At 50.9% G+C, this 20,226-nt stretch carries 22 protein-coding genes and 1 tRNA gene; 16 read left to right on the top strand and 7 right to left on the bottom strand.

Features of this window, described 5'->3' with window-relative positions:
- Positions 1-25: 25 nt before the first annotated feature.
- From OGY10_RS17630 to OGY10_RS17605, 6 genes are read left to right on the top strand one after another with little or no spacing between them, the layout of a single operon-like run.
- A complete protein-coding gene (locus OGY10_RS17630) occupies positions 26-1,093 on the top strand; it encodes a FecCD family ABC transporter permease (RefSeq protein WP_020996505.1) in 1,068 nt (355 codons plus the stop codon).
- Positions 1,090-1,905, top strand: a complete 816-nt coding sequence (locus OGY10_RS17625; protein ID WP_008784303.1) for an ABC transporter ATP-binding protein — start codon at positions 1,090-1,092, stop codon at positions 1,903-1,905. The genes OGY10_RS17630 and OGY10_RS17625 overlap by 4 nt, the downstream gene beginning before the upstream one ends.
- A gap of 10 nt (positions 1,906-1,915) precedes the next feature.
- Positions 1,916-2,356 (top strand): pseudoazurin, encoded by a 441-nt coding sequence (locus tag OGY10_RS17620; protein ID WP_008784302.1) that lies wholly within the window; start codon positions 1,916-1,918, stop codon positions 2,354-2,356.
- Between the two features lie 27 nt (positions 2,357-2,383).
- The gene (gene petA, locus OGY10_RS17615) at positions 2,384-2,935 is read left to right on the top strand and encodes a ubiquinol-cytochrome c reductase iron-sulfur subunit (RefSeq protein WP_008784301.1); all 552 of its coding nucleotides are present in this window, start codon (positions 2,384-2,386) and stop codon (positions 2,933-2,935) included.
- A 1-nt stretch (position 2,936) separates the two neighbouring features.
- Positions 2,937-4,097 carry a cytochrome b gene (locus OGY10_RS17610; RefSeq protein WP_053069337.1) on the top strand — a complete coding sequence of 387 codons (1,161 nt, stop codon included), beginning with the start codon at positions 2,937-2,939 and terminating at the stop codon, positions 4,095-4,097.
- A gap of 2 nt (positions 4,098-4,099) precedes the next feature.
- Complete coding sequence (locus OGY10_RS17605) at positions 4,100-4,903, top strand: cytochrome c1 (RefSeq protein WP_191226202.1); 804 nt, start codon at positions 4,100-4,102, stop codon at positions 4,901-4,903.
- Between the two features lie 153 nt (positions 4,904-5,056).
- On the opposite strand, the gene OGY10_RS17600 is transcribed toward OGY10_RS17605, so the two are convergent.
- Both OGY10_RS17600 and OGY10_RS17595 read right to left on the bottom strand, forming a co-directional pair.
- Positions 5,057-5,144, bottom strand: a tRNA-Ser gene (locus tag OGY10_RS17600).
- 142 nt (positions 5,145-5,286) lie between these two features.
- On the bottom strand, positions 5,287-6,915 hold the full coding sequence (locus OGY10_RS17595) for an ABC transporter substrate-binding protein (RefSeq protein ID WP_032942916.1): 1,629 nt from the start codon (positions 6,913-6,915) through the stop codon (positions 5,287-5,289).
- A gap of 270 nt (positions 6,916-7,185) precedes the next feature.
- Here OGY10_RS17595 and yccA point away from each other — a divergent pair, with 270 nt between their 5' ends.
- On the top strand, positions 7,186-7,845 hold the full coding sequence (yccA, locus tag OGY10_RS17590; protein WP_008784297.1) for an FtsH protease modulator YccA: 660 nt from the start codon (positions 7,186-7,188) through the stop codon (positions 7,843-7,845).
- Between the two features lie 88 nt (positions 7,846-7,933).
- Positions 7,934-8,263 carry a sulfurtransferase TusE gene (gene tusE / locus OGY10_RS17585; RefSeq protein ID WP_008784296.1) on the top strand — a complete coding sequence of 110 codons (330 nt, stop codon included), beginning with the start codon at positions 7,934-7,936 and terminating at the stop codon, positions 8,261-8,263.
- On the opposite strand, the gene yccX is transcribed toward tusE, so the two are convergent.
- Positions 8,260-8,541, bottom strand: coding sequence for an acylphosphatase (gene yccX / locus OGY10_RS17580; RefSeq protein ID WP_020996508.1), 282 nt, complete (start codon positions 8,539-8,541; stop codon positions 8,260-8,262). The genes tusE and yccX overlap by 4 nt on opposite strands.
- A 94-nt stretch (positions 8,542-8,635) precedes the next feature.
- Between yccX and rlmI the strand changes: the two genes are divergently transcribed.
- Together rlmI and hspQ are read left to right on the top strand one after the other, a co-directional pair.
- On the top strand, positions 8,636-9,826 hold the full coding sequence (rlmI, locus tag OGY10_RS17575; protein WP_008784294.1) for a 23S rRNA (cytosine(1962)-C(5))-methyltransferase RlmI: 1,191 nt from the start codon (positions 8,636-8,638) through the stop codon (positions 9,824-9,826).
- Positions 9,827-9,883: 57 nt separating this feature from the next.
- On the top strand, positions 9,884-10,201 hold the full coding sequence (hspQ, locus tag OGY10_RS17570) for a heat shock protein HspQ (protein ID WP_003035905.1): 318 nt from the start codon (positions 9,884-9,886) through the stop codon (positions 10,199-10,201).
- Between the two features lie 67 nt (positions 10,202-10,268).
- Here the strand turns inward: hspQ and OGY10_RS17565 are convergent, their stop codons facing one another.
- The gene (locus OGY10_RS17565) at positions 10,269-10,682 is read right to left on the bottom strand and encodes a CoA-binding protein (RefSeq protein ID WP_191226203.1); all 414 of its coding nucleotides are present in this window, start codon (positions 10,680-10,682) and stop codon (positions 10,269-10,271) included.
- A gap of 172 nt (positions 10,683-10,854) precedes the next feature.
- On the opposite strand from OGY10_RS17565, the gene csgI reads away from it, so the two are divergent.
- Positions 10,855-11,517 (top strand): curli synthesis inhibitor, encoded by a 663-nt coding sequence (gene csgI / locus OGY10_RS17560; protein WP_016149882.1) that lies wholly within the window; start codon positions 10,855-10,857, stop codon positions 11,515-11,517.
- 93 nt (positions 11,518-11,610) lie between these two features.
- The gene (gene mgsA, locus OGY10_RS17555) at positions 11,611-12,069 is read left to right on the top strand and encodes a methylglyoxal synthase (protein WP_003035897.1); all 459 of its coding nucleotides are present in this window, start codon (positions 11,611-11,613) and stop codon (positions 12,067-12,069) included.
- Positions 12,070-12,101: 32 nt separating this feature from the next.
- On the opposite strand, the gene helD is transcribed toward mgsA, so the two are convergent.
- Positions 12,102-14,156, bottom strand: coding sequence for a DNA helicase IV (gene helD, locus OGY10_RS17550; RefSeq protein ID WP_191226204.1), 2,055 nt, complete (start codon positions 14,154-14,156; stop codon positions 12,102-12,104).
- 125 nt (positions 14,157-14,281) lie between these two features.
- Here helD and OGY10_RS17545 point away from each other — a divergent pair, with 125 nt between their 5' ends.
- Both OGY10_RS17545 and yccS read left to right on the top strand, forming a co-directional pair.
- Positions 14,282-14,728: a YccF domain-containing protein gene (locus tag OGY10_RS17545; protein WP_003831998.1), complete on the top strand. Its 447-nt coding sequence runs from the start codon at positions 14,282-14,284 to the stop codon at positions 14,726-14,728.
- 18 nt (positions 14,729-14,746) lie between these two features.
- Positions 14,747-16,900 (top strand): YccS family putative transporter, encoded by a 2,154-nt coding sequence (gene yccS / locus OGY10_RS17540; RefSeq protein ID WP_191226205.1) that lies wholly within the window; start codon positions 14,747-14,749, stop codon positions 16,898-16,900.
- Here yccS and OGY10_RS17535 read toward each other — a convergent pair.
- The gene (locus tag OGY10_RS17535) at positions 16,878-17,492 is read right to left on the bottom strand and encodes a TfoX/Sxy family DNA transformation protein (RefSeq protein ID WP_003831996.1); all 615 of its coding nucleotides are present in this window, start codon (positions 17,490-17,492) and stop codon (positions 16,878-16,880) included. The genes yccS and OGY10_RS17535 overlap by 23 nt on opposite strands.
- 217 nt (positions 17,493-17,709) lie before the next feature.
- Here OGY10_RS17535 and sulA point away from each other — a divergent pair, with 217 nt between their 5' ends.
- Both sulA and ompA read left to right on the top strand, forming a co-directional pair.
- Positions 17,710-18,219: an SOS-induced cell division inhibitor SulA gene (gene sulA / locus OGY10_RS17530; RefSeq protein ID WP_191226206.1), complete on the top strand. Its 510-nt coding sequence runs from the start codon at positions 17,710-17,712 to the stop codon at positions 18,217-18,219.
- Positions 18,220-18,576: 357 nt separating this feature from the next.
- Positions 18,577-19,623, top strand: a complete 1,047-nt coding sequence (ompA, locus tag OGY10_RS17525) for a porin OmpA (RefSeq protein ID WP_020996510.1) — start codon at positions 18,577-18,579, stop codon at positions 19,621-19,623.
- A gap of 88 nt (positions 19,624-19,711) precedes the next feature.
- Here the strand turns inward: ompA and matP are convergent, their stop codons facing one another.
- Positions 19,712-20,164 (bottom strand): macrodomain Ter protein MatP, encoded by a 453-nt coding sequence (gene matP / locus OGY10_RS17520; protein WP_191226207.1) that lies wholly within the window; start codon positions 20,162-20,164, stop codon positions 19,712-19,714.
- Positions 20,165-20,226 lie beyond the last annotated feature (62 nt).

Here is a 20,226-nt window from a genome sequence, read left to right as displayed (position 1 = left end):
CTGTTACTCAGGAACGCAGATAATCATGAGTGATCCACGCAGGATGCGTCGTGCCTTTGGTCTGCTTGCAGTGAGAGTCGGTGGGCATACCGTCTGGGTCAGTGCGCTGATGTGCTGCGTACTGCTGGCGGGGATTTCCATCGGCGAAACGCTGATCCCCTGGCGGCATGTGCTCAGTACGCTGGCAAATCATCTTTTTGATACCCACTATCCTGTCGATGCGCTGGATGCAGGGATCGTCTGGAACTATCGCCTGACCCGAGCGCTGGTCTCTGCCAGTTGCGGTGCCTGCCTGGCTGTTTCCGGCGTAGTGTTACAGTCGCTGCTACGCAATGCACTCGCCGAACCTTATCTACTGGGGATTTCTGCCGGAGCATCCACCGGAGCGGTGCTGATTGCTCTCACCGGGCTTGGGGCCGGCGTTATCAGCATGTCATTGGGGGCTTTCATTGGCGCGCTAACGGCATTTATGTTCGTTGCACTATTGGCAATGGCTGCTGGCGGTAGACAAGGCGGCGGTGTGACAACCCAAATAATTCTTGCCGGCATCGCCAGCTCGCAGCTTTTCAATGCAATTACGTCGCTCATCATCACCCGCTCAGCAAATGCCGAGCAAGCGCGTGGAATTATGTTCTGGTTGTTAGGTAATTTGAGCGGTGTACGTTGGCCCGATGTTGTCTTAGCCATTCCTACCGCTCTGGTCGGTATTGTGCTGTGCTTCTGTTATGCCCGTCATCTCGACGCCTTCTCCTTTGGCGCTGAGTCTGCGGCATCGTTGGGCATTCCAGTAAAACGTACCCGTGCAGTACTGATTGCCGCCGTCACCGGCATGACGGCAATTATGGTCTCCATTGTTGGTGCGATCGGCTTCGTCGGTCTGGTTATCCCGCATGCCGCTCGTCTGCTGGTCGGCAACCAGCATCATCGACTGCTGCCAGTGAGTGCGCTTACCGGCGCGATTTTCCTCATTATCGCAGATGTTATTTCCCGCACGTTACTCCCCGGCCAGGTTCTACCAATAGGCGTGATCACAGCTCTGGTTGGCGCCCCTGCGTTTTCAATCATTCTGATTAGAGGAAACCAGAACAAATGACGGTGAATCTCGTATCCCCCCTTGTGAACTCTGCACAAGCCGTTATTGAAGCCTGTAATCTGCGCTGGAGGGTTAAAGGTAAGACGATTGTTGATGACATTTCACTCAGCGTAACGCCCGGTGAGTTTGTCGGCATCATTGGTCCCAACGGCTCGGGCAAAACGTCACTGATTTCACTGCTGGCCGGTTTGCTGAAGCCGACCTCCGGGTACATCACTCTGCAACATAAGGCGCTACAGCATTATTCGCGGCGTCATCTTGCGCAACAGGTGGCGCTGGTCGAACAACAGGCTGAAACCAGCGAGCGTCTTACCGCTTTACAAGCCGTTTCTCTGGGGCGAACCCCCTGGCTTAGCATGCTCTCCCCCTGGTCCGCCAAAGATGACGATATTGTGCAAACTATGCTGGAAAAGGTCGATCTCAGTGAATTACAGCATCGCTGCTGGCATACCTTTTCAGGGGGAGAAAAACAGCGCCTGCATATCGCCCGGGCGCTGGCGCAACAACCGAAGTTGTTGCTGATGGATGAGCCCACCAACCACCTCGACATTCAACATCAGATTGGCCTGCTGAGTCTGGTTAAACGTGAAAAGCTCACGGTGATTGCCGCTCTGCACGATCTTAATCATGCCGCGATGTTCTGCGATCGCATCATCGTAATGACGTCCGGACATATGGCGATGCAGGGGAAACCTTGCACCGTTTTTACCCGCGAAAACCTCCACACCTGGTTTGGAATCAACGCCATCATTGAAAAGGATGCGGGTGGTGAAAATTGTTTTATTCGTTATCAACGGCCTGATGAATTTTAAGGAAGAATCAATGAAATACCTCAAACAGAGTCTGCAAATTTTGTGTTTACTCGCCTTCGCCTCTTCTGCCTTCGCACAAACTCACGAAGTGTTGATGAAAAATCGTGGGGCTGGGGGACCAATGGTCTATGAGCCAGATTATCTGGAGATCCAGCCAGGGGATACGGTGAAGTTTATCCGTAAACATAAGAGCCACAACGCGGCTTCAATCGCTGAATTGTCTCCGGCTGGCTATCCTGGATTTATGGGAAAAATAGATGAAGAGATCGAAGTTACTTATGACAATGCCGGGTTTTACGGCATCAAATGTACACCGCATTACGCACAGGGCATGGTGATGCTGATTAAGGTTGGAGATGCCTCGTTACCAGAAAGCTACCGAGCGTTCAAAGCACCAGGTATTGCTGACAAGCGCTTTCAGGAAATTTACGCGCGTATCGACAAACGTTAATCCGCGATACTCAGGGAGGTATACGAGGTGGCAGAGAATAAACTTCCAGACGGCGAAATCCAGGAACAACGTAGGGAATGCCTGTGTAAACTGACAAAATTTGTCGGTGCAGCAGGCATCGCGGCTGCAGTCTGGCCGCTGGTTTCGGCCTTGGGTCCGGATGAAAAAGCGCTTGGGGAAAATGAACCGATTGATGTCTCTCTTGCAGGTGTTGCTGCTGGACAAACCGTCAGACGTGTATGGCAAGGAAAGTTGATTCTTATTCACCATCGCACCACGGATGAAATCATTACTGCCAGAAGTGCCGACCTGGATACGCTTATCGACCCACAGCCAGACAGCGCCAGGGTCTCTGCAGCCCATCCTCAATGGCTGGTAGTTCAAGGTTATTGCCCACATGCCGGGTGTGTACCCAACGCCCGACCGGGAGGGGAGGGGTGGATTTGTCCGTGCCACGGTTCTGAGTTTGATACCTCCGGGCGCGTGACACGCGGGCCCGCGACTGCCAACCTGGCAATCCCAGACTACGTTATTCATTCCGATGGGCAGGTCGTGCGTATCGGCACGAAGGAAGTCTGAAATGAGGAATGAGCTTGTCTATTCGCTTCGCGGGCGTATCCCTTTTCCTCGCTCTGTTGCTGGACTCTGGGTATTTGCAATCGGCGCTATCCTGCTGGTTATGCTCGGGGTGCAGATCCTTACGGGTATTGTGCTGGCGATGTTTTACGTGCCGACGGCTGAGCTGGCATTTGACTCCATTATTCATATTATGCGCGCGGTTCGCCATGGAGAGCTGTTACGCAACATGCATGCTATTGGCGCGTCGCTCTTTTTCTTTGCCTGCTATCTGCATATTTTTCGTGGTATGTACTACAACGTTTACCGCAAGCCCTGGACGACAATGTGGATGGTTAGCGTCACGCTGTATATCCTGCTGATGATAACTGCGTTTCTTGGTTATAGCCTTATCTGGGGGCAAAAAAGCTACTGGGCGGCAACTGTAATTACCCGTTTTGCCCAGGCTATCCCGCTGGTGGGTGATTCAATTTACGCATATTTAGTCGGCAGCCATACGCCGGGGACACCGATGCTTGGCCGCTTTTTTGTTATCCACTTTATTCTTCCCTTCGTGATTATCGTCGCCACGGTTATCCATATACGTACCGTACAGTCGGCGTTTGCCCAAGCGATGAAAAAGAAGTTTAGCGAGAAAGAGTCCAGGAGCCTGTTGTTCGATTACAAAATTACCGATCTCGATGCTATCAAAATCACTCTTTTTTTGATGGTTTTCGCCTGGTTTTTATTCTTCGCACCGCACTATCTGAGCAGCGCCGACAACTTTATTGCTGCGGACCCAACGATTACACCCGCGATTGTTGCGCCGGAATGGTATTTCCTTCCCTTCTTCTCCATCTTGCGCTGCTTCCCGAATGAATTCGTGGGACTAGCCGCGATGTGCGGTTCGATACTGATTTTCTATTTTCTGCCCTGGCTTGATACTTCCCGAGCTCGTTTTCGCCATTACAGCAAACTGGTTAAGTGCGGATACTGGCTATGGGTTATTAATGCCTGCTTTTTAGGCTGGTTAGGGTCGAAAGCGCTGGTTGGCCCGGATCTTCTTGATGGCTTTCGTAATGAAGAGGGTTGGATTCGTGCCGCATCCCAGCTTTCGACACTGATTTGGTTTGCCTGGTTTTTAATCGTCTTACCTTGCCGTCGTTTTTTGGAAAAACAGGATTGAGGATGAAACAACTATTGAAATTCAGCGTCCTGTCCTTTTCTGTATTGGGGCTGGGTTCCTCATATGCGCAGGAAGCCACGCCTGAACGCCAGGAATGGAGCTTCAGCGGCATTACCGGTCAATATGATAAGGAACAGCTTAGACGTGGTCTGCAGGTTTATGAAGAGAAGTGTCGCGCTTGTCACGGCATGAAACACCTTACCTTTCGGACGTTGACCAGACCCGGTGGTCTGGAACTCACGGTTGAAGAAGCAAGAAGTATCGCCAGCGGCTATCAGTTTCCTGCGATTCAGGATGACGGCCAGATAGGTGAGCGCGACGGTACGCTAAATGACAGCTTTATATCACCATATCTAAACGACCGGGAAGCACGCTACCTTAATAATGGCGCTGAACCCGTTGACCTGAGCTATATCGTCCGTGCCCGCTCATACGATCGCGGATTCCCACAATTTTTGTTAGATGCTTTTCTGCCCTACACGGACCAGGGGGCAGATTACGTTTACGCGCTGCTAACCGGCTATCTGCCTGCCGATCCCGAACTGAAGGCTAATCGCTATTTTCCTGGCGGTGTGATTAACATGCAAAAACCGCTGACGAGTGGGGAGATCCAATGGAGCCCAGCGTCGAAAAAAGCTGAAACTGAGGAGCAATATGCCAGGGATGTTACCGCCTTTCTGGCATGGGCTGCCGACCCGACGATTTCTGAACGAAAGCAACAGGGAAATTACGTTATGGGCTATCTGGCTATTATGCTGGGCTTGCTATGGATAGCACGACTAATGAAGAGACGTTCGCTCATGTAGGTCTTGCGAGGCGGGGGATTACTCAGTTCACCAGCATTCAACCGGTCAGGTGCGCAGTTGCCCTTGCGCGAGTAAGACGAGTAAAGGAAGGCAAAATATAAACCGAGCAAAATGAAAAAACCCCAAGCTATTTTATAGCTTGGGGTTTATGTTTGGCGGAAGCGTAGAGATTCGAACTCTAGAACCCTTTCGGGTCGCCGGTTTTCAAGACCGGTGCCTTCAACCGCTCGGCCACGCTTCCAATGAGGCGCACTATAAACATCCCGAACGGACCTGTAAAGCACCAATGTGTTCGTTTGCCTGAAAAACAGCCAAAATGTTGTTAATCGACTGAAATAACAACAAATTGACCATTTATTCAGCACGAATACCGGCTATAGCGCTTAATGTTTTTTGATGTACATATCTTTGGTGTAGTAATTTCCCCGGTTATCCGGCGCAAATCCCCCCACCCACGGCTTCACCAGATGCGTGCGGACATAGTGGTAAACCGGAATCGCGGGCACATCCTCACCTAAAAGGTCTTCAGCCTGCTGATAATATTTACCGCGTTCTTCCAGTGAACTTGCTTTTGCCGCATTACGCATCGCTTCATCAAAGGCGGGGTTACTGTACTTGGTGGTGTTCTCGCTATCACCGGTCCGGAAGATATTGAGAAAACTTGAGGCATCATCATAGTCGGCTATCCACGCATAACGCACGACGTCAAAATTACCGGTGTGCATAGTGTCCAGCATGGTTTTCCATTCCTGGTTTTGCAGCTTCGCCTCGACGCCAAGGTTTTTCTTCCACATCGACGATGCGGCAATCGCAATACGCTGGTGCGTTTCGAAGGTGTTGTAGAGCAGATTTAAGCTAAGCGGATGTTCAGGACCAAAACCGGCTTCAGCCAGCAGTTTTTTGGCTTCAGCAATACGTTTTTCGAGCGGCCATGACGCATACTCCGGCGCATGCAGTTTCACCCCACCTATTTCCGGCTGGCTGATAACCCACGCTGCTCGCTGCCCCTGCCCCATCACCTTTTGCGCAATGATGTCTTTATCCAACGCCATATTCAGCGCCCGGCGCACGCGCGGATCATTAAACGGCGCGCGGGTTGTATTGAACTGATAGTAATACGTTGAAAGCTGAGGCGAGACATGCAGTTCATCCCCCATTGTTTTTTTCAGTTGCGCGAACTGGTTAACCGGTACGCTATACACAATGTCGATTTCACCGGCCTTATAGCGATTTACGTCAGCCGACTCTGAGCTAATAGGCAAATAAGTAACTTTATTAATAACCGTATGCCGATCGTCCCAATAATGTGGGTTACGCTCGGCAACGATGCGCTCATTAACCACCCACTGCGATAATTTGTACGGCCCGCTGCTGACAAAATGCTCTGGCCTGGTCCACTTATCGCCAAAACGACCTATCAACACTTTATCCAGCGGGACCAGAGATGGATGCGCCAGCATCGCCAGAAACGCCGCCGTCGGTTGCGTCAGGGTAATTTCCAGCGTGGTATCATCCAGGGCTTTGACTCCCAGCGTGGCGGGATCTTTTTTCCCCTGGGCAATATCAACCGCGTTCGCAACGTGCATGTTGCCCAGATACGAAGCATAAGGTGAAGCCGTTTGCGGCGAGACCAGACGCTGCCAGCTCCAGACGACATCCTGTGCGGTAATAGCAGATCCATCTGACCAGGTTATGCCCGGGCGTAAATGGAAGGTCCAGACAGTGTTGCCTTTATTCTCCCAGGACGAGGCTAGACGGGGTTCGATAGACCCATCCTGCTTGACAGCCACCAGACCGTCGAACATATCGCTGATTAAATTAAACTCAACGTTGCTTTCAACTTTATGCGGATCCAGCGATGCCGGCTCACTGCCGTTGTTTCTGACCAGTTCCTGTTTTTCTGCCAGTAGTGTTCCTGCGGGAACATTTGCCGCCCTCGCCGCGCCGTTTATAGACATCAAACAGACAGCCAACAGCGTAAACGTCAATATCTTCGATTTATGTTGAATCATTCCCTTTACCTTATTGCTCTGTTTTATGTAGACACCGATGTCACTGTCAGAGAGATTCAGGAATAACGCAATATTTTTCAGTTACCTGGTAGATAGCGATCTGACATTTTTGCACATACAGTGCTAACATCTAATTCGGGAACTTTTGTTGAAATAATATGCTTAAGTCTGGCGGGCTAAAATGCGTAAAGATGGGTAAAACCGCTGTGTCATTCCTCTTGATTTCATTATCCTCCATCATTAATTACATCTGTCATAAGAGAGTGACTCATGGATCGTATTATTAGTTCTTCGCGCGAGCGTACATCGCTACTCAGCACGCATAAGGTGCTGCGCAATACCTATTTCCTGCTCAGCCTGACGCTGGCGTTTTCAGCGATCACCGCAACCGCCAGTACCGTACTGATGTTACCTTCTCCGGGACTTATCCTGACGCTGGTGGGTATGTATGGTCTGATGTTCCTGACCTATAAAACGGCGGATAAACCGGTTGGTATTCTGTCAGCTTTCGCTTTCACTGGCTTCCTGGGCTACATCTTGGGACCGATGCTGAATACATACCTGTCCGCAGGCATGGGTGATGTTATCGCCATGGCGCTGGGCGGTACGGCGCTGGTCTTCTTCAGCTGCTCGGCCTATGTGCTGACCACGCGTAAAGATATGTCCTTCCTCGGCGGTATGCTGATGGCGGGTGTTGTAGTGGTGTTGATTGGTATGGTTGCCAATATCTTCCTGCAACTGCCAGCATTACATCTGGCAATCAGCGCGGTGTTCATTCTGATTTCTTCAGGCGCAATCCTGTTTGAAACCAGCAATATCATCCGCGGCGGTGAAACCAACTATATTCGTGCCACCGTTAGCCTGTATGTTTCGCTGTACAACATCTTCGTCAGCCTGCTGAGTATTCTGGGCTTCGCCAGCCGCGATTAAGATGTCCACACGCATTATCCAGCCCCGCTTATGCGGGGCTTTCTTTTTTGGTAAACTGCCGCCAGTTTGACTAACGCAGTGACGAATTATGTTGATCTTTGAAGGTAAAGAAATCAGTACCGATAGCGAAGGCTATCTGAAAGATACCACACTGTGGAGCGAGGCGCTGGCGGAGAGAATCGCCGAAAACGAAGGCATTACGCTCTCCGCGGAACACTGGGAAGTGGTGCGTTTTGTCCGCGAGTTTTATCTGGAGTTTAATACCTCCCCCGCTATCCGCATGCTGGTAAAAGCGATGGCCAACAAGTTTGGCGAAGAGAAAGGCAACAGCCGTTATCTCTACCGCCTGTTCCCGAAAGGTCCGGCCAAGCAGGCGACTAAAATTGCCGGCCTGCCGAAACCGGTGAAATGTATTTAATAGCGGATACTAAATCCCTTTAGCTCGTCGCCAGGACGATGTGGTTCACTGAGAACCCGGTCAACCCTGGCGCTGCTCGGCCCCCCGGCTTTCAACCACTTCATCAGCTGTTCTACCCGGTCGCTTTCACCGCAGGCGACAACCTCTACGCTGCCGTCATCCATATTCTTCGCGTAGCCGGTCAACCCCAGCCGTTGTGCTTCATGCTGGGTGGTGTAGCGAAATCCTACCCCCTGAACCCGGCCATAGACCCAGGCGATTATGCAGACTTTCGACATTGCGGTTCTCCTTATCATCACAGCGCGCGTTGCAAATATGCGTAAAACTCAGGACAATGGCGCCCATTTCTTTGAATTGACAGAATAGTAAATTATGAGTGTACGTTTAGTGTTAGCCAAAGGGCGCGAAAAATCATTACTGCGCCGCCATCCGTGGGTATTTTCCGGTGCTGTCGCACGTATGGAAGGTAAAGCCAACCTCGGTGAAACCATCGATATTGTTGACCATCAGGGTAAATGGTTAGCACGCGGCGCGTACTCACCCGCGTCGCAGATCCGTGCACGCGTCTGGACATTCGACAAGTCTGAGTCCATCGATATTGATTTCTTCACCCGTCGTCTGCAGCAGGCGCAGACATGGCGTGACTGGCTGGCGAAAAAAGACGGTCTGGACAGTTACCGTCTGATCGCCGGAGAATCCGATGGCCTGCCGGGCATCACCATTGACCGCTTCGGCAACTTCCTGGTGTTGCAGTTGCTCAGTGCGGGGGCTGAATACCAACGCGCCGCGCTGATTAGCGCTCTGCAAATTGTTTTCCCGGACTGCGCCATTTATGACCGTAGCGATGTGGCCGTACGTAAAAAAGAAGGTATGGAGCTGACTCAAGGGCCAGTAACGGGTGAGCTTCCGCCAGCCCTGCTGCCGATTGAAGAGCACGGAATGAAGCTGCTGGTTGATATTCAGCATGGTCACAAAACCGGCTATTACCTCGATCAACGCGACAGCCGCCTGGCCACGCGTCGTTATGTGGAAAATCAGCGTGTGCTGAACTGTTTCTCTTATACCGGCGGCTTTGCGGTCTCAGCATTAATGGGCGGATGCCGTCAGGTTGTCAGCGTTGACACCTCTCAGGAAGCGCTCGATATTGCCCGCCAGAACGTGGAATTGAACAAGCTGGATCTGAGCAAAGCTGAGTTCGTGCGTGATGATGTGTTCAAACTTCTGCGTGCTTATCGAGATCGTGGTGAGAAATTCGACGTCATCGTGATGGATCCGCCGAAATTTGTCGAAAACAAAAGCCAGTTGATGGGCGCCTGCCGCGGCTATAAGGACATCAATATGCTGGCTATTCAGTTGCTCAATCCGGGCGGTGTGCTGCTGACTTTCTCCTGCTCTGGGCTAATGACCACCGATTTATTTCAGAAAATCATCGCTGATGCCGCAATAGATGCTGGTCGTGATGTACAATTTATAGAGCAGTTCCGTCAGGCCGCCGATCACCCGGTGATCGCTACCTACCCGGAAGGGCTGTATCTGAAAGGGTTTGCCTGTCGCATCATGTAACTTGAAAAGTGGAATATTACCCTTACATAAAGGGTATCTATTTCCCGGGAGGTGACTATGATTGCCAGCAAATTCGGTATCGGCCAGCAGGTCCGCCATTCCCTGTTAGGTTACCTCGGAGTGGTCGTGGATATCGACCCGGAATATTCGCTTGATCAACCGTCAGCCGATGAGTTGGCGGTTAACGACGAACTTCGCGCCGCTCCCTGGTATCACGTGGTGATGGAAGACGATAATGGTCTGCCAGTGCATACGTATCTGGCCGAAGCGCAACTGAGTAGTGAGCTACAGGAAGAACATCCGGAGCAACCGTCGATGGATGAACTGGCGCGAACAATTCGAAAACAGCTTCAGGCCCCGCGCCTGCGCAATTGATGCTAACACAGGCCCGATGGCGATTCGCTAATCGGGCCTGTGCGTTTTGTTCGGCTACAGATCAGCCTTACTTCGCCAGTCCCAGCCGCGGGATCTCAATCGCCGGGCAGCGATCCATCACCACCGTCATCCCTGCATCGCGAGCCAGCACGGCTGCCTGCTCGTTAATCACGCCGAGCTGCATCCATAAGGTCTTCGCTCCGATGGCAATTGCCTCCTGAGCAACACCCCACGCCGCTTCAGAATTACGGAAGACATCTACCATATCCACTTTCTCTGGTACATCTGCCAGCGTCGCATAGCCCTGCTGCCCCAGCAGCGTTTTTCCGGCAACCTTCGGTGAAACAGGAATAACGTGATAGCCCTGATCGAGTAAATATTTCATCACCCGATAGCTTGGACGGTCGGGTTTATCGCTTGCCCCCACCAGCGCAATCGTACAGGTCGTTGTCAAAATGCCAGCAATATCGGTCTCTTTCATCGTTTTCCTCCAGGCTGTTTAGCAAAGTGTACGACAAACCTGCCCCCGCAACCATTCATCCCATACTGGCGCATGAGAGCTAAACTCAAAAATATGTCTATATGTTAGTAAACATGATTATCGAAAAATTTAGATACATCTTATAGAGATATTTTCTGGACAGGAGAAACCTATGAAAGCCGGCATTGTGACAGCCTTGATTGCCCTATGTTTGCCGGTAACCGTTTTTGCTACCTCTTTACGTCTGTCTAATGATATTGACCTTCTGGTACTGGACGGAAAAAAAGTCTCCAGCTCATTACTGCGTGGTGCCGACAGTATTGAGCTGGAAAATGGTCGGCACCAGCTCGTGTTTCGCGTAGAAAAAACCATTCGCCTGTCCAGCCACGAAGAACGTCTGTATATTTCGCCTCCGTTGGTCATCAGCTTTGATACCCAACTCGTCAGTCAGGTTAATTTCCACCTCCCACGTCTGAGCAACGAGCGGGATGCAACGCATTTTGATGATGCCCCGCGCGTAGAACTGCTGGATGGGGACTCCATGCCTATACCGGTTAAGCTGGATATTCTGTCAATCACGTCCACCGCAAAAATCGTAGATTATGAAATGGAAACAGAGCGCTATAACAAAGCGGCTAAGCATGCGTCTTTACCGCAATTTGCCACAATGATGGCCGATGACAGTTCGCTGCTTTCCGGGGTGTCAGAACTGGATCGCGTGCCGCCTCAGTCGCAAACACTGACCGAGCAGCGCTTAAAATATTGGTTTCAACAGGCTGACGCACAAACGCGAAGTAACTTCTTACAATGGGCGGAGAAACAACCCCCATCGTGACATTTATGTTCGTATACGCATTTTTTTTGTCTTTCTCTTGCAGCGTCAAGTGCTTCCAGTACTCTGTAACAAGGTTAACTTGGGAGCTGTACTATGGAATTAACGACTCGCACATTGCCAGCGCAGAAACATATTGCGTTGGTCGCACACGATCACTGCAAAAAGATGTTGATGAGCTGGGTTGAACGCCACCAGCCATTACTGGAAAAACACGTTCTGTATGCAACAGGAACAACAGGAAACTTAATTCAACGCGCGACAGGAATGGACGTCAACGCCATGCTGAGCGGCCCGATGGGGGGGGACCAGCAGGTGGGTGCGCTGATTTCAGAAGGGAAAATTGATGTGCTGATTTTCTTCTGGGATCCGCTCAACGCCGTTCCCCACGATCCTGATGTCAAAGCCCTGCTACGCCTGGCCACGGTCTGGAACATTCCAGTCGCCACCAACGTGTCAACGGCTGATTTTATTATCCAGTCGCCAAACTTCAACGACGCAACAGATATCTTGATCCCGGATTACGCCCGTTATCTGGCAGAACGCCTCAAATAAACGCTAAGCAGGCGGTAATTGCCGCCTGCTTTTCAGGGTTTCCTGGTCACCGGAACGTCTAATTGCTTAAGCTCATCAACAAAGCATGATGGCGCGTCTTTGCTAAACAGTAGCCATACCCGATGCCGCGCACGCGTTAGCGCCACATACAGCAACCGTCTCTCTTCCGCATCAGGAAAATCTTCAACAGCCGGGAGTAACGCCTCTTCCATAATCGACTCGCGAGCCGGAGCCGGGAAACCGTCATTCCCTTCATGAAGCCCCATCACAATGACATAATCCGCCTGCTGCCCTTTGCTGGCATGAATAGTCATAAAATCCAGCTGCAGCTTGGGCCAGCGGGTGGCCGCTTTGTCCAGGCTGGCAGGTTTGAGATGATGGTATCGCGCCAGCACCAGAATTCTCTCTTCGGCTTTTACAAAACCCGACAGCTTATCCAGCAACAGATCTAACTGGCTTTCGTCGAGCAACGTGACGGCTTTTTTATCACCGGTCGCCAGACTGTTCAGCGGTTTTGTGAGCTGGTGTGGGTTTTGCTGGATAAACTGGTTTGCGACTTCGCCGATACGGCTATTAAAACGGTAAGTCGTATCCAGATTACAGCTATCGCCCTCACCAAAATTTTGCTGAAATGCGGTTGTCAGAGAAAGCTGTGCTCCGCTGAACCGGTAAATGGCCTGCCAGTCATCACCCACGGCAAACAGCATGGTCTGCGAGTTTTGCTTACGCAAGGCGGCTAACAGGGCGGCGCGCTGAGGGGAAATATCCTGAAATTCATCGACCAGAATATGTTTCCACGGACTGATAAACCGCCCCTTCTCCAGAATGACAATAGCCTGATGGATCAACCCGGAGAAATCGACGGCATTCTCATCCTTCAGGGCACTCTTCCAGGCCTTGAGCAGCGGCGCCATTAGCTTTATGCGTTTACTGAACAGATCACGGATCTCCTCCGGAGCATTAGCAATCATCTCCGCCTGTGCTCCGCCATGCATACGCATCAAACTAACCCAGCGATCCAACCGGGAAGCCAGACGGCGCTGTAATTTTTCGTCATCCCAGAAGTTACCTTCGGGTACAGACCACTGCATTTCTTCTTCTAACCATTGCCGCCAGCCTTTAGCCTGAGCCTTTTTCTCACTGCACTGCTGACGCCAGGTTGTTATAAAGAGTTTGTTGCGCGCGATAGCATCATTTTCAAGCTTGCTCACCGTTGGGACTTTTTTGCTGCCTTGCGAAATAATGTGCAACGCGAGTGAATGGAACGTCCGTGCGGTGACCTCATCCGTATGCAGACGCTCACGGATGCGGTCATCCATCTCCTGGGCTGCTTTGCGTCCAAACGCCAGCAACAGGATCTGTTCTGGTGCAGCTTCTCCTCGTGCAAGCAACCAACCAGCCCGGGCAACTAACACAGATGTTTTACCGCTTCCAGCACCTGCAAGTACCAACAATGATTGCTCACCATTCACCACCGCGCGCGCCTGAGCAGGGTTCAACGGCGAAGATTCAATATGCTGGAAAAACTCGGCATACTCTTCCAGCATTGCATCGGTGTACGCCTGATTGTGCTGTAAGCGACAGGCTTCAATGTCTTTCAACCATGCCTGGCATTGACGTAACGCCTCCCGGCAATTTTCAAATTCCTCCAGCCGATTAACCGGGAGCGGTAACGCGGCAAAGGCACGGCGAATCTGCTGCTGCAGCCCTGACGTTTGTTCGCGCGTCAGCCATTTACTTTCACTAGTACGCGCCGCTATCGCATCCAATTGCTGCTGTAAAACCCCGGCAGCAACGTCACTCATTTCCTGGCTCCACTGTTGCCAGAGCGCATTCAAATGATGATGGAAGCGCTGGGTTTCCGCCCACTCTGTACCGTGAAGACGAACCACCTTCTCATCCGGGAGTACAAACTCCAGCTCGCCCCATACCAGGCCGCGTTTGCAATGAATAGCCAGTAACTGATTGAAGGGAATAAGATACTCGTGACGATCGCCGGAAACTTTAATCCCGGCATTGAGAATAACGGCCCGATCGTAAGGGTGTTGTGCCAGACGTTTTCCAAGAGAAGTTGCTTTCAGTTCCATAAGACTCAAGCGGATCCACACGAAGAGGTTTGCTTATCAGTGTAACCGCCAGAGAAAACGTGCTCCAGCCCAAAAAAACGTTACAATTGCCGAATTCACAGAAAACCAGAGTTAACCGAGGGTTTATGCGTACTGTTCTGAATATTTTAAATTTTGTGCTTGGGGGGTTCGCCACCACCCTGGCTTGGTTACTGGCAACGCTGGTCAGTGTCGTGCTTATTTTTACTTTACCCTTGACCCGTTCATGCTGGGAGATAACCCGACTTTCGCTGTTTCCCTATGGTAACGAAGCGATTCATGTCGATGAACTGAATCCGGCCGGTAAAAGCGTCCTGTTAAATACCGGCGGCACCGTGCTCAATATTTTCTGGCTGATTTTCTTCGGCTGGTGGTTGTGCCTGATGCACATTATCTCTGGTATTGCTCAGTGCATTACGATTATTGGTATTCCGGTTGGCATTGCAAACTTTAAAATCGCTGCCATTGCGCTCTGGCCGGTGGGTCGCCGGGTGGTTTCAGTAGAAGTTGCCCGTGCAGCGCGTGAAGCCAATGCACGTCGTCGTTTTGAATAATCAGGACCGATGGCCTTTATGTTAAGTCCTCTGCTCAAACGCTATACCTGGAACAGCACATGGCTGTACTACGTGCGGATTTTTATCGCGCTATGCGGCACAACGGCGCTACCCTGGTGGCTGGGTGACGTCAAGCTGACTATCCCACTCACGCTGGGTATGGTCGCTGCCGCACTTACCGATCTGGACGATCGTCTCGCGGGCCGATTGCGCAATTTAATCATCACACTGGTGTGCTTTTTTATTGCCTCAGCCTCCGTTGAACTGCTCTTCCCATGGCCATGGCTGTTTGCTATTGGTTTAACGCTTTCCACCAGCGGCTTTATTCTGCTGGGGGGATTAGGCCAGCGCTATGCAACTATTGCTTTTGGTGCATTGCTGATCGCCATTTACACGATGCTGGGCACCTCGCTTTACGATCAGTGGTATCAACAACCCATCCTGCTGCTCGCTGGCGCTATCTGGTATAACCTGCTGACGCTCACCGGACATCTTCTGTTCCCCATCCGCCCCTTACAGGACAATCTGGCACGCAGCTACGAACAGTTAGCGCACTACCTGGAACTGAAATCGCGTCTTTTTGACCCCGACATAGAAGATGAAAGCCAGGCACCGTTGTATGATTTAGCTCTCGCGAATGGCCAACTGATGGCAACGCTGAATCAGACTAAAGTGTCGCTGCTGACCCGCCTGCGCGGTGACCGTGGACAACGGGGAACACGTCGCACGCTACATTACTATTTTGTGGCGCAGGATATTCATGAACGCGCAAGCTCTTCACATATTCAGTATCAAACGCTACGCGATCATTTCCGTCACAGCGATGTGATGTTCCGTTTCCAGCGGTTGATGTCGATGCAAGGGCAAGCCTGTTCACAATTATCTCGCTGTATTTTATTGCGCACACCTTACCAGCACGATCCGCACTTTGAGCGCGCCTTCACCCATATAGATGCCGCACTTGAGCGCATGCGTGCCAGTGGTGAACCTGCCGACCTGCTCAATACGCTGGGTTTTTTACTGTCAAACCTACGGGCAATCGACGCGCAGCTTGCTACCATAGAGTCTGAACAGGCTCAGGTACTCTCGCGCAATGAGTCTGAAAATCAGCTTGCCGATGACAGTCCCCATGGATTCAGTGATATCTGGTTACGTCTGAGCCGTAATTTCACCCCTGAGTCTGCTCTGTTTCGCCATGCCGTTCGCATGTCGTTAGTGCTCTGTGTTGGTTACGCCATTATCCAGATAACCGGCATGAATCACGGATACTGGATCTTGCTGACCAGCCTGTTTGTCTGTCAGCCAAACTACAACGCCACCCGACATCGCCTGGCGCTCAGGATTATCGGCACGTTGGTTGGGATTGCCATTGGTTTACCGATCCTGTGGTTTGTGCCCTCTCTCGAAGGGCAACTGATACTCCTGGTGATCACTGGTGTACTGTTTTTTGCCTTTCGCAACGTCCAGTATGCACACGCCACCATGTTTATCACGCTGCTGGTGTTACTGTGCTTTAACCTGCTCGGCGAAGGCTTTGAGGTTGCACTGCCGCGTGTCATCGATACGCTAATTGGCTGTGCTATCGCCTGGGCTGCTGTCAGTTTCATCTGGCCAGACTGGCGTTTTCGTAACCTACCACGGGTAATTGAACGGGCGACTGACGCTAACTGCCGCTACCTTGATGCTATTCTCGAGCAATATCATCAGGGTCGTGATAATCGTCTGCCCTACCGTATCGCTCGCCGTGATGCGCATAATCGTGATGCTGAACTCGCCTCCGTGGTATCAAACATGTCGAGCGAGCCGGATGTCACGGCCCAAACCCGCGAAACGGCGTTCCGTTTACTGTGTCTCAACCATACGTTTACCAGCTATATTTCTGCGCTGGGCGCACATCGCGAACAGCTGACCAATCCAGACGTTTTGGCATTGCTGGATGACGCTGTTTGCTATGTTGATGATGCCCTTCACCATCAACCCGCTGACGAGCAGCGTGTATATCAGGCGTTAGAAGGGCTGAAGCAGCGAATTCAGCACCTGGAACCACGCCCGGACAGTAAAGAGCCGCTGGTCGTTCAGCAAGTTGGGCTATTGATCGCCCTGCTCCCAGAGATCCGGCGATTACAGCAGCAAATTGACGTGCTGCCGTCTAATACCCCGGCTCCGGCGTAAGAGAACTTACCCACTCAACCAGCTCCTGGCGACGCGTCGCCGGGAGCGCGGCTTCATGTATCCCCCCTACCGCGCCTTCAAGGGCATAGAGTACTTTTACCGTCAGAGCCGGGTTATTTTGCCGAAGTTTCAGCCAGCACATTTGTGCTCCCAACGATCGCATGGTCCCCTCATCTTTAATTCCAGCTTCATTCAACAGAGTCTCCAGATGAAACGTCATATTCGGCAATTCCCGCAGACGATGCTGGGCAAAGCGACTCTGTTTTTCCTTAACCGCTGCATCCAACGAATATCGCGATAGCGACACCAACTGCTGCTGGTTTTGCCACAGGGCATCGTTCACCTGGTAATAATTAAGTACAAGAGGACGTCCGCGCTTAATAAATGTCAGCCAGACAGGAGAATTTTGTACACAATACTGGGCGCTCTGCTCACAGGCGCGAAGATACAGCTCACCATTAGCGACCATGGCAAAGACCGTATCGCCAACCGTCAGACTGTAGCCACCAAACAGTGAGCGATAGTGAATTGTCCCCAGAGAAGCCAGATATTCCTGCGATTTATAGATCCTTGCATAAGAAAGCTCTTTCATAAAAATCCTTTTTAAATCATAACGTAAGCAAATGATTTTCAGTAGCGGATCCGTTAATGACGAAAATAGGCAACTTATGCGTATGGGGCAAGATGAATTTTATTTTTCCCGTGACGACGACTAAAAATTGCGAACCTGTTTCCGAAAATAAGGTTGATCTTTGTTGATTGCAGGGTTACTGTATATCCATACAGTAACTCACAGGGCTGGATTGATTATGTACACTTCAGGCTATGCAAATCGTTCATCGTCGTTCTCTTCCACATCAAGCAACATTGCGAGCGTTTCATCAGAGAACGCAACCGCTGGGCTTATCAGTGAAGTGGTCTATCGCGAGGACCAGCCCATGATGACACAACTGCTGCTGCTTCCCCTGCTGCAACAGTTAGGGCAACAATCACGCTGGCAGCTGTGGCTGACGCCTCAGCAAAAATTAAGTCGGGAGTGGGTGCAGTCAGCTGGACTTCCATTGACGAAAGTCATGCAAATTAGTCAGCTATCCCCCTGCAATACGCTGGAATCGATGATTCGTGCGCTACGCACGGGTAATTACAGTGTTGTCATTGGCTGGCTGGCGGAAGAATTAACGGAAGATGAACATGCCGAACTGGTCAAAGCGGCTGATGAAGGTAATGCGATGGGTTTTATCATGCGTCCGGTTCGCGCCCAGACACTTGCGGGCAGACAGCATTCCGGGCTAAAAATTCACTCGAATTTGTATCATTGAGTAAAATTAGGATTTATCCTGGAATTTTTTTTCATCTCTCAATTTGTCTTTGAGCTGTAATGTGTTTTTCGTCTGAACGCTTGTCTGAAGCGGTTTTCAGGATATCCTCAGTACATTTATTCAGCTATAAATGTTAAATATTGTGTATACAAGCCTTTTTTTTTCATATGCCTGACGGACTTCACACTTGTAAGTTTTCAACTACGTTGTAGACTTTACATCGCCAGGGGTGCTCGGCGTAAGCCGCAGATATCGGTAGAGTAACTATTGAACTGGTCCCCGGGTGAAGGATTTAACCGTGTTATCTCTCTTCGGAGATATTCATGGCGAATTTTGGATGATAACGAGGCGCAAAAAATGAAAAAGACAGCTATCGCAATTGCAGTGGCACTGGCTGGTTTCGCTACCGTGGCGCAGGCCGCTCCGAAAGATAACACCTGGTATACTGGTGCTAAACTGGGCTGGTCTCAGTTCCATGATATTGGCAACAACCGTATCGACAACAACGGTCCGACCCACGAAAGCCAACTGGGTGCCGGTGCGTTCGGTGGTTATCAGGTTAACCCGTACGTTGGTTTCGAAATGGGTTACGACTGGTTAGGCCGTATGCCATACAAAGGCAGCGAGCAGAATGGCGCTTTCAAAGCTCAGGGCGTTCAACTGACCGCTAAACTGGGTTACCCAATCACTGACGATCTGGACGTTTATACCCGTCTGGGTGGTATGGTTTGGCGTGCAGACGCTAAAAACAACGATGGCTTCAAAGACCACGACACTGGTGTATCCCCAGTATTCGCTGGTGGCGTAGAGTATGCAATTACTCCTGAAATCGCTACCCGTCTGGAATACCAGTGGACCAACAACATCGGTGACGCGAACACCGTTGGCGGTCGTCCGGATAACGGCCTGTTGAGCGTTGGTGTTTCTTACCGTTTCGGTCAGCAGGAAGAAGCAGCTCCAGTAGTTGTTGCTCCGGCTCCGGCTCCAGAAGTACAGACCAAGCACTTCACTCTGAAGTCTGACGTTCTGTTCAACTTCAACAAAGCAACTCTGAAACCAGAAGGCCAGCAGGCTCTGGACCAGATGTACAGCCAGCTGAGCAACCTGGATCCGAAAGACGGTTCCGTAGTGGTTCTGGGCTTCACTGACCGCATCGGTTCTGACGCTTACAACCAGGGCCTGTCCGAGAAACGTGCTCAGTCCGTTGTTGATTACCTGATCTCTAAAGGTATTCCTTCTGACAAAATCTCTGCACGTGGTATGGGTGAATCCAACCCAGTTACTGGCAACACCTGTGACAACGTGAAAGCTCGCGCTGCACTGATCGACTGCCTGGCTCCGGATCGTCGTGTTGAGATCGAAGTTAAAGGCATCAAAGACGTTGTAACTCAGCCTCAGGCTTAAGTTATCGTCTTATAAAAAACCCCGCATAGCGGGGTTTTTTTTCATCTGTTTTCATCCAAAGTAAGCCACGCATTCAACCAGCCGACCGCTACCCTTTCCCCAGCAACGCCTGTAAATCCTGTTTCAATGTCGACATTTTGTTCGCGTACTTCTCTTTATGCTCTGCGTCTTCAATCAGCTGCACAATAGTTTCAGAAAGCGTTTTTCCGCGCCGCTGCGCAAGACCTGCCAGACGCTGCCAGACCATAAATTCCAGATCGATGGATTTCTTCCGGGTATGCTGATGCTCAGCATTAAAGTGCCGCTTGCGCCTGGCACGTATGGTTTGTTTCATACGATTAAGCAGCGCAGGATTCATGTGTTCTTCAATCCAGCTATTGACCCGAACCGGTTCATTTTCGAGGGTTAGCAATATATCAACGGCTTCTTTGGCAGCGCTGGCCTCGACGTAACGGGTGATTAATTCCCCCTCACGATGCTTCTTCACCAGATACTTCCATTTCCAGCCGCTTTCAAGGTTTTCAAGTTGTTGATATTTCATTGCGATCTCAATGTTACCGTGTAACTCTTATCAGAATATCAGCTTTTTCGGCATCTGAAGAA

It is taken from the genome of Citrobacter sp. Cpo148, from assembly GCF_030332375.1.
In the GTDB taxonomy this organism is placed as follows: domain Bacteria; phylum Pseudomonadota; class Gammaproteobacteria; order Enterobacterales; family Enterobacteriaceae; genus Citrobacter; species Citrobacter portucalensis.
Note: the sequence above shows the minus strand (reverse complement) of the source record. Positions and strands in the feature narration are given on the sequence as shown.

Excerpts from the sequence above, each read along its gene's own strand:
- OGY10_RS17630 (WP_020996505.1), top strand. The coding sequence starts at position 26 with ATGAGTGATCCACGCAGGATGCGTCGTGCCTTTGGTCTGCTTGCAGTG.
- OGY10_RS17625 (WP_008784303.1), top strand. The coding sequence starts at position 1,090 with ATGACGGTGAATCTCGTATCCCCCCTTGTGAACTCTGCACAAGCCGTT.
- OGY10_RS17620 (WP_008784302.1), top strand. The coding sequence starts at position 1,916 with ATGAAATACCTCAAACAGAGTCTGCAAATTTTGTGTTTACTCGCCTTC.
- OGY10_RS17610 (WP_053069337.1), top strand. The coding sequence starts at position 2,937 with ATGAGGAATGAGCTTGTCTATTCGCTTCGCGGGCGTATCCCTTTTCCT.
- OGY10_RS17605 (WP_191226202.1), top strand. The coding sequence starts at position 4,100 with ATGAAACAACTATTGAAATTCAGCGTCCTGTCCTTTTCTGTATTGGGG.
- OGY10_RS17595 (WP_032942916.1), bottom strand. The coding sequence starts at position 6,915 with ATGATTCAACATAAATCGAAGATATTGACGTTTACGCTGTTGGCTGTC.
- yccA (WP_008784297.1), top strand. The coding sequence starts at position 7,186 with ATGGATCGTATTATTAGTTCTTCGCGCGAGCGTACATCGCTACTCAGC.
- tusE (WP_008784296.1), top strand. The coding sequence starts at position 7,934 with ATGTTGATCTTTGAAGGTAAAGAAATCAGTACCGATAGCGAAGGCTAT.
- yccX (WP_020996508.1), bottom strand. The coding sequence starts at position 8,541 with ATGTCGAAAGTCTGCATAATCGCCTGGGTCTATGGCCGGGTTCAGGGG.
- rlmI (WP_008784294.1), top strand. The coding sequence starts at position 8,636 with ATGAGTGTACGTTTAGTGTTAGCCAAAGGGCGCGAAAAATCATTACTG.
- hspQ (WP_003035905.1), top strand. The coding sequence starts at position 9,884 with ATGATTGCCAGCAAATTCGGTATCGGCCAGCAGGTCCGCCATTCCCTG.
- OGY10_RS17565 (WP_191226203.1), bottom strand. The coding sequence starts at position 10,682 with ATGAAAGAGACCGATATTGCTGGCATTTTGACAACGACCTGTACGATT.
- csgI (WP_016149882.1), top strand. The coding sequence starts at position 10,855 with ATGAAAGCCGGCATTGTGACAGCCTTGATTGCCCTATGTTTGCCGGTA.
- mgsA (WP_003035897.1), top strand. The coding sequence starts at position 11,611 with ATGGAATTAACGACTCGCACATTGCCAGCGCAGAAACATATTGCGTTG.
- helD (WP_191226204.1), bottom strand. The coding sequence starts at position 14,156 with ATGGAACTGAAAGCAACTTCTCTTGGAAAACGTCTGGCACAACACCCT.
- OGY10_RS17545 (WP_003831998.1), top strand. The coding sequence starts at position 14,282 with ATGCGTACTGTTCTGAATATTTTAAATTTTGTGCTTGGGGGGTTCGCC.
- yccS (WP_191226205.1), top strand. The coding sequence starts at position 14,747 with ATGTTAAGTCCTCTGCTCAAACGCTATACCTGGAACAGCACATGGCTG.
- OGY10_RS17535 (WP_003831996.1), bottom strand. The coding sequence starts at position 17,492 with ATGAAAGAGCTTTCTTATGCAAGGATCTATAAATCGCAGGAATATCTG.
- sulA (WP_191226206.1), top strand. The coding sequence starts at position 17,710 with ATGTACACTTCAGGCTATGCAAATCGTTCATCGTCGTTCTCTTCCACA.
- ompA (WP_020996510.1), top strand. The coding sequence starts at position 18,577 with ATGAAAAAGACAGCTATCGCAATTGCAGTGGCACTGGCTGGTTTCGCT.
- matP (WP_191226207.1), bottom strand. The coding sequence starts at position 20,164 with ATGAAATATCAACAACTTGAAAACCTTGAAAGCGGCTGGAAATGGAAG.